At 69.9% G+C, this 11,844-nt stretch carries 8 protein-coding genes; 7 read left to right on the top strand and 1 reads right to left on the bottom strand.

The features are described 5' to 3' along the window. Positions 1 to 224: 224 nt before the first annotated feature. From rplU to ACZ7N4_RS03850, 7 genes are all read left to right on the top strand, one after another. Positions 225 to 545, top strand: coding sequence for a 50S ribosomal protein L21 (gene rplU / locus ACZ7N4_RS03880; RefSeq protein ID WP_028422127.1), 321 nt, complete (start codon positions 225 to 227; stop codon positions 543 to 545). A 14-nt stretch (positions 546 to 559) separates the two neighbouring features. Further along, a complete protein-coding gene (rpmA, locus tag ACZ7N4_RS03875; protein WP_023550764.1) occupies positions 560 to 814 on the top strand; it encodes a 50S ribosomal protein L27 in 255 nt (84 codons plus the stop codon). A gap of 138 nt (positions 815 to 952) precedes the next feature. Next, the gene (gene obgE, locus ACZ7N4_RS03870; RefSeq protein WP_471353420.1) at positions 953 to 2,401 is read left to right on the top strand and encodes a GTPase ObgE; all 1,449 of its coding nucleotides are present in this window, start codon (positions 953 to 955) and stop codon (positions 2,399 to 2,401) included. 369 nt (positions 2,402 to 2,770) lie between these two features. Continuing rightward, positions 2,771 to 4,318, top strand: a complete 1,548-nt coding sequence (locus ACZ7N4_RS03865; RefSeq protein WP_471353418.1) for an alkaline phosphatase D family protein — start codon at positions 2,771 to 2,773, stop codon at positions 4,316 to 4,318. 709 nt (positions 4,319 to 5,027) lie between these two features. Next, positions 5,028 to 6,524: a D-ribitol-5-phosphate cytidylyltransferase gene (locus ACZ7N4_RS03860; protein WP_471353416.1), complete on the top strand. Its 1,497-nt coding sequence runs from the start codon at positions 5,028 to 5,030 to the stop codon at positions 6,522 to 6,524. Positions 6,525 to 6,712: 188 nt separating this feature from the next. Then, on the top strand, positions 6,713 to 8,803 hold the full coding sequence (locus ACZ7N4_RS03855) for a hypothetical protein (protein ID WP_471354262.1): 2,091 nt from the start codon (positions 6,713 to 6,715) through the stop codon (positions 8,801 to 8,803). A 250-nt stretch (positions 8,804 to 9,053) separates the two neighbouring features. Beyond that, positions 9,054 to 10,226 (top strand): glycosyltransferase family 2 protein, encoded by a 1,173-nt coding sequence (locus ACZ7N4_RS03850; RefSeq protein ID WP_471354259.1) that lies wholly within the window; start codon positions 9,054 to 9,056, stop codon positions 10,224 to 10,226. A 131-nt stretch (positions 10,227 to 10,357) separates the two neighbouring features. On the opposite strand, the gene ACZ7N4_RS03845 is transcribed toward ACZ7N4_RS03850, so the two are convergent. Then, positions 10,358 to 11,767: a polysaccharide pyruvyl transferase family protein gene (locus ACZ7N4_RS03845; RefSeq protein ID WP_471353414.1), complete on the bottom strand. Its 1,410-nt coding sequence runs from the start codon at positions 11,765 to 11,767 to the stop codon at positions 10,358 to 10,360. Positions 11,768 to 11,844: the final 77 nt, after the last annotated feature.

Genomic DNA, 11,844 nt, shown 5'->3' with positions numbered 1-11,844 from the left:
TCTCGTGGGGCGGGTTCGAGTGACCGGCCGCACACCCATGGGGCCCGGTTTGACCCCCTCGGTCGTGGCCCCGTAACCTTGACCGTCGGCGTGTCCACTGACACGCCACATCCCCGTAAACCTCTTCCTCCCGGGCGCAAGGCGGGCCGGGAGAGGTCGCCCGTGGTGTTCCCGGGTGACTGGCCTGCGGGGGTGCCGTTTCTTCGAGCGAAAGTGAGATCCGCGTGTACGCCATCGTGCGCAGCGGTGGTCGCCAGCACAAGGTTGCTGTCGGCGACATCGTTGAGGTTGACAAGATTTCCACTGCCAAGGTTGGCGACACGGTCGAGCTCTCGACCCTGCTCGTTGTCGACGGCGACTCCGTGACCAGCGACCCGTGGGTGCTGGCCGGCATCAAGGTCCAGGCCGAGGTCGTGGACCACCACAAGGGCCAGAAGATCGACATTCTGCGCTACAAGAACAAGACCGGCTACCGCCGTCGGCAGGGCCACCGCCAGCAGTACACGGCGATCAAGGTCACGTCGATCCCCACGGCTGCGAAGTAAGGGACTGAGGAGACATGGCACACAAGAAGGGCGCATCGTCCACCCGGAACGGTCGCGACTCCAACGCCCAGCGGCTCGGCGTGAAGCGCTTCGGCGGTCAGGTCGTGAACGCTGGTGAGATCCTGGTCCGCCAGCGCGGCACCCACTTCCACCCCGGCGCCGGTGTCGGCCGTGGCGGCGACGACACGCTGTTCGCCCTGCAGGCCGGTGCGGTGGAGTTCGGTACCCACCGTGGCCGCAAGGTCGTGAACATCGTTCCGGTCGCCTGAATCGTCTGATCGTCTGATCGCCTGATTCAGCACCGAACGCTTTCGCGAGGCGGACCTCACTTCCCGGTCGGGAAGGCGGGTCCGCCTTTCGCGTGTTAACACAGGTAGAACCCGTCATCTTTCTGGAGGCACCCCACCATGACCACCTTCGTGGACCGCGTCGAACTGCACGTCGCCGCGGGTAACGGAGGCCACGGCTGTGCCTCCGTCCACCGTGAGAAGTTCAAGCCGCTCGGCGGCCCCGACGGCGGCAACGGCGGCCGCGGCGGCGACGTCATCCTGACCGTCGACCAGTCGGTCACGACGCTCCTCGAATACCACCACTCCCCGCACCGCAAGGCCACCAACGGCAAGCCCGGCGAGGGCGGCAACCGCTCCGGCAAGGACGGCCAGGACCTGGTCCTGCCGGTGCCGGACGGCACGGTCGTCCTGGACAAGGCGGGCAACGTGCTCGCCGACCTGGTCGGCCACGGCACCTCCTACGTCGCCGCGCAGGGCGGCCGCGGCGGCCTCGGCAACGCGGCGCTGGCCTCCGCCCGCCGCAAGGCTCCCGGCTTCGCGCTGCTCGGCGAGCCCGGTGACCTCCAGGACATCGTCCTGGAGCTGAAGACGGTCGCGGACGTGGCCCTCGTCGGCTACCCGAGCGCCGGCAAGTCCTCGCTGATCTCCGTGCTCAGCGCGGCCAAGCCGAAGATCGCCGACTACCCGTTCACCACGCTGGTCCCGAACCTGGGCGTGGTGACCGCCGGTTCCACCGTCTACACGATCGCCGACGTGCCCGGCCTCATCCCCGGCGCCAGCCAGGGCCGCGGTCTGGGCCTCGAGTTCCTGCGGCACGTGGAGCGGTGCAGCGTGCTGGTGCACGTGCTGGACACCGCCACCCTGGAGTCCGACCGCGACCCGGTCTCCGACCTCGACATCATCGAGGAGGAGCTGCGGCAGTACGGCGGTCTGGACAACCGGCCCCGGATCGTCGTCCTGAACAAGGTGGACGTGCCGGACGGCAAGGACCTCGCCGAGATGGTCCGCCCCGACCTGGAGGCCCGCGGCTACCGGGTCTTCGAGGTGTCGGCCGTGGCGCACATCGGGCTGCGCGAGCTGTCCTTCGCCCTCGGCGACCTGGTCGGCCGGGCGCGCGCCGCCAAGCCGAAGGAGGAGGCGACCCGGATCGTCATCCGGCCCAAGGCCGTGGACGACGCCGGCTTCACCGTCGTGCGCGAGGAGGTCGGCGGGGAGCCGCTGTTCCGGGTGCGCGGTGAGAAGCCCGAGCGCTGGGTCCGCCAGACCGACTTCAACAACGACGAGGCCGTGGGCTACCTCGCCGACCGGCTCAACCGCCTCGGTGTGGAGGAGTCGCTGATGAAGGCGGGCGCCCGCGCGGGTGACGGCGTCGCCATCGGCCCCGAGGAGAACGCGGTCGTCTTCGACTGGGAGCCGACGGTCATGTCCGGCGCGGAGATGCTCGGCCGCCGTGGCGAGGACCACCGCTTCGACGAGCCGCGGCCCGCGGCCCAGCGCCGACGGGACAAGCAGGCGGAGCGGGACGAGTCGCTGCGCGAGTACGACGAGTTCGACCCGTTCGAGTAGGGCGTCGCGTCGGCCCGTTCACGTGAAGGGCCGACCGCATCCCACGGTGCGGCACGCGGCGGACCACGGTCCGCCGCGTGCCGCCTTTTTTACGCCCTCGTGTCTCCGCCCTCGACATGGGTCACGGCGCCCGACCACCGCTCAGGAACGGCACGGGGTTCCGGGTTCGTGCGGTAGGACGCATTCCGACCTACCGTCAGATCCCGTGCGGCGTCACGGTGTTCTCGTGCCGTAACGCGTCTCCTGTTGTCTCCCTACTTGTCATGCCCGCGATGTGCGCGGTTCAGCAGGCGGACCGTCCGGCCATGGGAACTTCCGCATGTCCGTCCCACCTGTCCAAGTGGCCACTGTGGCAAAGGGAGTCAGCGCATGACCGCACCATCGCCCGACCGCCGCCGCTTTCTGACCGTCGGGGCCGCCGTCCTCGGCGCCGCGGCCTCCGCCCAGTTGTGGCTGCCCGGCACCGCGCGCGCCGCCGAAACCCCGCTGCCCGACGGGGTGTTCACCCTCGGCGTGGCCTCCGGCGATCCGCTGCCGGACGGCATCGTCCTGTGGACCAGACTCGCGCCCGACCCGCTGAACGGCGGTGGCATGCCCGACGCGGTCTTCCCCGTGGAGTGGGAGATCGCCGAGGACGAGCGGTTCCGCCGTACCGCCCGCCGCGGCACCGCCGAGGCCCGCCCGGAACTCGGCCACAGCGTCCACGTGGACGTCCGCGGTCTGCGCCCGGACCGCCCGTACTGGTACCGCTTCCGGGCCGGCACCCAGCTCTCGCCCACCGGCCGCACCCGTACCGCGCCCCACCCGCACCAGCGGGGCGGCTCGCTGCGCGTCGCCCTCGCCTCCTGCCAGAACTGGCAGCACGGCTACTTCACGCCATACGCCGACATGCTCGCCCAGGACCCCGACGTCGTGCTCTTCGTCGGCGACTACATCTACGAGTCCGCGCCCTCGGCGACGGCCGTACGGCGGCACGAGGGCAAGGGCGAGCCGTACACCCTCGCGCAGTACCGAAACCGGTACGCCCAGTACAAGACCGATCCCGACCTCGCCGCGATGCAGGCGAACGCCCCCTGGGTCGTCACCTTCGACGACCACGAGGTGGACAACGACTGGGCCGGCGAGATCCCGCAGGACCCGGACAAGCAGCCGCACGACAAGTTCGTGGCCCGGCTGACCGCGGCCTTCCAGGCGTACTACGAGCACATGCCGGTGCGCGCCACCGCGGTCCCCACGGGCCCGCACATCCAGATGTACCGCCGGCTGGAGTTCGGCCGGCTGGCCCGGCTCAACGTCCTCGACACCCGGCAGTACCGCAGCGACCAGGCCACCACGCAGGAGGGCGCCGAGTCGCCCTCGATGACCATGCTCGGCGCCGAGCAGAAGCAGTGGCTGCTCGACGGGCTGTACGACTCCCCGGCCCGCTGGAACCTCGTCGCCTCGCAGATCATGATGGCCGAGACCGACCTGCTGCCCGGTGACGGCAAGCTCTGGTACTACGACGCCTGGGACGGCTACCAGGTCGAACGCAACGCCCTCCTGGAGGAGTTCGCCGACATCCGCAACCCGGTCGTGCTCAGCGGCGACCGCCACCTGACGATGATCAGCGACCTCAGGACGGACTACGCCGACCCCGACTCCGACGTGGTCGGCGCCGAGTTCGTCGGCACGTCCATCTCCAGCAGCGGCGACCAGGACCAGGACGCCTTCCACCGGCAGTGGGACCCGCTGATGGCGGACAACCCGCACTGGAAGTTCATCGACGCCCACCGCGGCTACCACCTGTTCGACATCCGCCGCGACGGCATCGACGCCCGGGTCCGGGCCGTCGACACGGTGCTGAAGCCCCAGGCGACGGCGAGCACCCTGGCCCGGCTGCGGGTGGAGTCGGACGAACCGGGCGTCCGCCTGGTGTGACGCTCCGTACGAGCCCGGGACCCGGACGGGTCCCGGGCTCCTCGCCGCCTGAGACCAGGCGGCACCACGCCACGGTGACCCGCGCCACACCAGGACGACCGCGAGCGGGGGGCGACCGCGACCGGGGCGGGCTGACGCGTGCCTTCGGGACGCCGCCCGGGCTGCCCGGGAATCTCCTGCGGCCGGTTCCGGACACCGCGAATCGGTCGGCGCACCCTGGCCGAGACCGAAATGCTACGGAACCTCAATGTCGAATTCCGCGGCAATGGCCTCCCCGACGCCCCGTATTCCCGCCCTGCGCGGGGCGGAGCCGTGCCGCATATGAAGAACGCGTGCGGTCCCTGTCCCGGGACGTGAAGACCCCGGCCCCCCGCTGGGCGGTGGAGGAGGCCTGCGCGACCGGCGCGGAGACGGCCCGGCGGATCGGCGTGCCGGCCGCCCGTGCCCTCGGTGACCCGGCGCCGGTACGGGCCCTCCGGCACCGTTGCCCGAGGCGGCCGAGGCGCCACTGAACCCCTCGTTCGCGGGTACCTGTGGAGTTACTCACAGCAAATTCACGGGCGTTCACAGTGCCCGCCGCCAATCACCAGGAGTGCAAGGTGAATGACAGGTAGCGCGCACATATGCAGCGAAGGTCACTCACCTTGCACTGCGGTTACCGGAAGTGGGACCATTTCACGGTTCCCTGTCGCCCCAAGGTAGGTCACCTGTGTCCCAGCACATAGCCAAGCCCCGTACCACCGCAGTGATCCTGGCCGGTGGCACCGGTCAGCGGGTGGGTCTGTCGATCCCCAAGCAGCTGCTGAAGATCGCCGGCAAGGCAGTCATCGAGCACACCCTGACCACCTTCGAGAACGCCGACTCGATCGACGACATCATCGTGCTGATGGCCCCGGGCTACGTGCCGGACATCGAGAAGATCGTCGCCAAGGCGGGCTTCACCAAGGTGAAGAAGATCATCGAGGGCGGCTCGACGCGGAACGAGACCACCGAGCGCGCCATCGCCGCCCTCGGCGAGGGCCTGGCCGAGGGCGAGGACGTCAACGTCCTCTTCCACGACGCCGTACGCCCCCTGCTCTCGCAGCGCGTCATCGACGACTGCGTGGCCGCGCTGGACCGCTACCAGGCCGTCGACGTCGCCATCCCGTCCGCGGACACCATCATCGTCACGCGCACGCACGGCGGGGACGGCGAGTTCATCACCGAGATCCCGGACCGCTCCCGGCTGCGCCGCGGCCAGACCCCGCAGGCCTTCAAGCTGTCCACCATCCGCCGCGCCTACGAGGTCGCCTCCGGCGACCCCAACTTCCAGGCCACGGACGACTGCTCGGTGGTCCTCAAGTACCTGCCGGACGTGCCGATCCACGTCGTCGCGGGCGACGAGTACAACATGAAGGTGACCCAGCCGGTCGACGTCTTCATCGCCGACAAGCTGTTCCAGCTCGCCTCCACCGCCGCGCCCGAGCAGAACGGCGAGGAGGCCTACCGCGAACTCCTCACCGGCAAGACCGTCGTCATCTTCGGGGGCTCCTACGGCATCGGCAAGGACATCGCCGAACTCGCCGGGTCCTACGGCGCGAACGTGTACGCGCTCGGCCGCTCCACCACCGGCACCCACGTGGAGAACCCGGAGGAGGTCGACGACGCGCTCTCCAAGGCGTACGCCGAGACCGGCCGGATCGACTACGTCGTCAACACCGCGGGCGTGCTGCGCATCGGCAAGCTCGCCGAGACCGACAACGCCACCATCGAGGAGGCGCTGAAGGTCAACTACCTGGCCCCGGTGCAGATCGCCCGCTCCTCCTACAAGTACCTGGCGGAGACCAACGGCCAGCTGCTGCTCTACACCTCCAGCAGCTACACCCGCGGTCGCGCCGAGTACTCCCTGTACTCCTCCACCAAGGCCGCCATGGTGAACCTCACCCAGGCGCTGTCCGACGAGTGGGCAGGCGACGGCATCCGCGTCAACTGCATCAACCCCGAGCGCACCGCCACCCCGATGCGCACCAAGGCCTTCGGCCAGGAGCCCGCGGGCAGCCTGCTGTCCTCCGAGGCCGTGGCCCGCACCTCCCTGGACGTGCTGCTGTCGGAGCTGACCGGGCACGTCATCGACGTCCGCCAGCAGGACCCGACCGCGGGCGCCGCGAAGGCCTCCGGCTTTGAACAGGCGCTGGCCACCGTGCTGGACCGTCAGGACGGCGTGTAATAATCAGAGGTAATTAAGACTTTGGGAATTCAGGCCTCTGCGGGCACCCGTTCACCGGGTATTCGCAGAGGCCTGTATCCGTACCTCACCCAATTACCGGTCCCTCCCGGCATACCTGTACAAAACCGGCACTCCCCCCTCCCAGAGCAGGTTTCTCCGTGATATCCACCGCTATTCGCGTCGCCCGGGTGGGCAGCGCGGCCGAGCTTGCCGCGGCGGCCCTCGTGATGCTGGGCTTCCCCGCGCTCATGCTGGCCGCGCTCGTCCCGAGCGTTCCCGCCTTCGCGGCCCTGGCCGCCGTGACGTACCTGGCGGATCACTATCTGCACCGCAAGGGCAGCTACCTGATCAACCGCCTCAGCAAGGTCCGCGCGGGCCTGTCGATCCGCTTCCTGATCCGGCAACTGCTGCTGATCCTGCTGCTGGCCCGGCTGTCCCTCTCGGACGACCTGCTCTTCTACGGCGCGGTCGCCTGCTTCATCGCCTTCTACGGCCTCCAGGCCCCGCACGGTGCCCTGGTCACCCTCATCCGCAACCGCCGCCGGATGCCGGTCGCCACCCGCAACATCGACCTGAAGTCCCGCATCCGCATCCCGGACGCCCCGCCGCGCGGGCTGCTGCACCGCTCCGCGGAGAAGATGCTGCACCTCGACCTGTTCGCGGTCGCCGGCATCCTCGTCTCCGCCGAACTGGGGTCGGCCGGCTTCGGCTTCCTCGGCATCGGTCTCACCGTCGGCGGGGGCGTGGGCTACATCCTGCGCCTCCTGCCGTACGTGCGCGGCCGGCGTGTCCCGCCGAAGGCCGACGTCGTCCTCGCCGCCGTCGACGACTGGCTGGCCGCCTACAAGCCCGAGACGGTCCTGTACTTCTCCGGCTCCAAGGACTCCGCGTACCAGGTCAACATGTGGCTGGAGACGATGGAGCAGCTGGACACCCGGCCGCTGATCATCCTCCGCGAGCGGGTCATCCTGAACAACCTCGCGCCCACCACGGTCCCCGTCATCTGCGTGCCCGGTGGGGTGCACCTGATGAACCTGGACCTGTCCACCGTGCGGGTCGCCCTCTACGCGGCCAACGTCGGCAAGAACATCCACCTGCTGCGCGTGCCCACCATGAAGCACGTCTTCATCGGCCACGGCGACAGCGACAAGCTCGCCAGCGTCAACCCGTACAGCAAGGTCTACGACGAGGTGTGGACCGCCGGCCGGGCCGGACGCGACCGCTACGCCATCGCCGACGTCGGCGTCCGCGACGACGACATCGTGGAGGTCGGCCGCCCCCAGCTCGCCCCCATCCAGAGCTGGCAGGGCGTGCCCGAGGGGCGCGTCCCGACCGTGCTGTACGCGCCCACCTGGGAGGGCTGGGACGGCAACCCGGGCAACACCTCGATCGTGCTCGCCGGCGAGAACATCGTGACGAAGCTGGTCACGGCCGATCCGCCGGTCCGCGTCCTGTACAAGCCGCACCCGTTCACCGGCACCGTCAGCAAGGACGCCAAGGCCGCCCACCAGCGCATCACCGCCCTGGTCGAGAAGGCCGCCGCCGAGCGCGCCGCCGACTCCCGGTTCACCGCCGACACCGCCGCGCAGGCCCAGGCCAAGGCCGAGCTGGCCCGCATCGAGGCCCGGCTCGCCGAGCTGGCCGGCGCCGGCGGCAGCAAGGGCGACGAGGCCGAGGCCACCCGCGACGGCATCGTGGACGTGCACCGGCACGAGGAGATCGCCCGGCTGCGCGCCGAGTGGAACGACGCCTACTGGCGCTCCTTCCCCTCGTACGAGCACCGCGTCATCACCGGCGCCCAGCCGCGGCTGTACGACTGCTTCAACGTCTCCGACGCGATGGTCTCCGACATCTCCTCCGTCGTCTCCGACTTCATCGCGAGCGGCAAGCCGTACGCCGTCACCGACTCCGGCGAGCTGGGTGCCGAGGAGTTCAAGCGGCAGAACACGGCCGTGCGCGCCGCGGTGATCCTCTCCAACAGCGCCGCCGAGCTGGGCGGGCTGCTGGACGCCGTGCGCGACCCGTCCGCCGACCCGCTCGCGGACGCGCGCAAGGAGCTGAAGCAGTACCTGCTCGGCCCGGACGAGCCGAAGTCGATCGACCAGTTCAACGGCGCGGTCGCCGACCTCGCCCTGAAGGCCGAGGCCCGCAACGTCGGCCAGCAGTCCCGGCTGGGCGCGGCGAACGCCGATCCCGCCGAGGCGGCCGAGCTGACCAACGCGGTCCCGGGCCAGCGCACCGCGACGGCCGGGGAGACGGACGGCGTGAACGCCGGCTGACCGTCCCAGCGTGATCACCGGGCCCCCGAGGACCTCCTCGGGGGCCCTCTTCGTGCTCCGTGCCGCCTCAATCAGGGCTCCGCTGTGAGGCGCACCACTCTTTGCCTCCCGCCGGGCAACCGCTTGCCCCAGGAGTCCGTCTAACACATTGCGATTGAGGTGATACGGGGGAAATATTCCGTGACTAGGGGGAAAAGTGACCGTCGTGACGCAGCCTGATGTGACTGTGATCATCGGGGCGTACGAAGCGATGCCGTACCTGGTGGAGTGCCTGGCATCCGTCGAGGCGCAGACCATCGGCCCGGCCCGCATGGAGGTCATCGCGGTCGACGACGGCTCGACCGACGGCACCGGCGAGTGCCTGGAGGAGTTCGCGGCCCGCGCCCCCATGTCCGTCACCGTCATCCGCCAGGAGAACTCCGGCGGCCCCAGCGGACCGCGCAACGTCGGCCTGGGCAAGGCGACCGGCCGCTACGTCTTCTTCCTCGACGCCGACGACCGGCTCGGCCCCGAGGCCCTGGAACGCATGGTCGCCATGGCCGACAAGAACGGCACGGACGTCGTCCTCGGCAAGGTGGAGGGCGTCAACCGCAGCGCCCCGAAGTCCATGTGGGGCAAGACCCTCGACCGGGCCGACGTCTTCACCTCCAACATCAAGTTCACGCTCAGCGCGCAGAAGCTCTTCCGCCGCTCTCTGCTGGAGCAGCACGGCATGCGCTTCGACGAGTCGCTGTTCACCGGTGAGGACGCCCTGTTCACGCTGGAGGCCTACCTGCGCGCCGACGGCGTCTCCGTGGTCGCCGACTACACCTGCTACTACCTGGTCGGCCGCGACGACGGCAAGCAGGTCACCAAGACCGGCAGCTACACCCTCCGCTTCGACTCCGCGCGCGCCCTGATGAAACTGATCGCCGACATGGTCCCGGCCGGCGAGAAGCGCGACCTGCTCATGGTCCGGCCGTTCCTCGTCACGCTGCTGCCGCAGTTCGGGCCCAAGTTCCTCACCGACAGCGAAGAGGTGCGCCGGCACAAGTTCGAGCTGGCCAAGCCGCTGATGGACGCCTACTGGACGCCCGGCGTGGCCCGCCGCCTCAAGGTGAACGAGCGGCTGCGGCTGCACCTGGTCGCCATGCAGGAGCCCGAGCTGCTGCTGGACGTCGTCACGTTCGTCAAGGCGAAGAAGCAGGCCGCGGCCGTGCTGGAGAAGCGCGGCACCCGCCTGTACCTGATCTACCCGCACTTCCGGTCCAGGAAGGCCGGCATCCCCGACGAGATCTACCTCGCCGACCCCCGGGAGGCCCGCCCCTTCCTCGGCTACCGGGAGGCCGCCGCCCAGTCCTTCCCGCGCCGCGCCCTGCGCAAGGCGCGGCGGATCCTGCGGCGCGTACTGCCGAAGAAGGGCTTCGGGGCGGCGGCGGCCTGAGCGGCCCGCGCCGGCGCGCGTCGTGCGCCCGGGCCCGAGCGCCCGGGGCCCCGTGACGCCGTGAGTCTGCTCCTGCTCCCGCTCGCCCGCCGGTGGCGCGCTCCGCGGGAGCAGGTCTGCTCCCGCTCCTGCTACTGCTTGCCCGCCTGCAGCGCGCGCCGCAGGGGCCGGCCCACCACGCGCCGCGCGCGCCGGTAGACGGACGCGGCCGGAGCCGGCACCGCCGCCGCGGCCTTCTGCCTCACCTTCTGCGCCTTCGCCAGCTCCCGGCGCAACTGGGCGTTGTGCCGGGTCAGTTCCGTCATCTGGCTCTGCAGCCAGCCGAACCGGCTGCTGAGCGAGGCCAGATCGGTGTCGTTCCACGGCCGTACACCCGGCGGGAACGACAGCGCACGCATCCTCTTCTCGAAGGCCGCCCCGCCGTCGCCGTGCGTGAAGGTGTTCCGCAGCCCGTTCTTGTCCAGGAACCCCACGAACCGGTCGAAGCGCTCCCCGTGGCCCCCGACCAGCCCGCTCAGATCGGCCTGCTCGTACAGCCGGGCCGGATCCGCCGTCTCCGGGTCCTTCGCGACCTTGTCCAGCCGCAGGTGCGGGATCTCGAAGTACCGGCACAGCTCCAGCGTGCGCGAGTCCCCGCACAGCACCGTCGCCGGCGTCCCCGCGAGCAGCGCCGCGATGTTGCCGTGGATGCGCGAGCCGAAGGAGAAGTCGAAGTCCCGCAGGTCGTCGATCCAGGTGACCGGGTCGACGTACACCCGCACCTTGCCCTCCCGGTACATCGGGTGGTCCGGGTGCGTCGGCATCGCCGTCACCCGCGCGTTCGGGTCCGTCAGGTCCCGCCAGTGCAGCTGCCGCGCGTCGCTGATGTTCTGCCCGACGAAGCACAGGTTCGGGTAGCGGGCGTGGGTGCGGCTGATGATCCGGTCCAGGCCCTGCTTCTGCACCGCGCTGTGCGAACCGTTCACCGCGATCCGCGCGTCGGAGGTCAGCTCCGGCAGCCGCTTCCGCACGTCGAGGTCGCGGCCGTTGAGGAACAGGGACGGGCAGCCGATGACCTCCACGTCCCGGAAGCCCAAGTCCCGCAGGTACTGCTCGGTGAACTCGCCGCGCACCCCGATCGAGGCGCTGCGGTCCAGCACCGCCGCGCAGAACTCGCGCACGGACTGCTCCATCGGCTTCAGCCGCGCGGCGTCGTAGCCCAGCCCGGTCTGCGCGCCGACGCCCAGCACCACCACGGGGATCCGCAGCTTGCTGATCAGCCGGGTCATGCGCTTCAGCCCGCCCTCGAAGGACGGCCGGAAGGCGTTGGCCAGCGGCACGACGAAAGCGTCGTACTCCTCGTTGATCCGGGCCGCCGCCGACACGTCGGTACCGATGCCGTTCGAGACGACCTCGGTGCCCGGCACCTCGAGGATCTTGTGCGCGGCGTCGCTGAAGATCAGATTGCCGGCGTTGGTGGCGATGACGTCCCGGTGGAGGGCCTCCTCGAGGGAGAGGACATCGTACGGGCTCTTGCCCGATCGCAGCAGGATGCGGTTCACAGGGGGAACAGTAGGTGACACAAACTTCAACTTATGTTGGTGAGACATTTTATTTCTACAGGCAACCAATACAACTT

Source organism: Streptomyces sp. NPDC107654 (genome assembly GCF_055639035.1).
The sequence above is the reverse complement of the archived record's forward strand: the minus strand, read 5'-3'. Positions and strand labels throughout refer to the sequence as shown.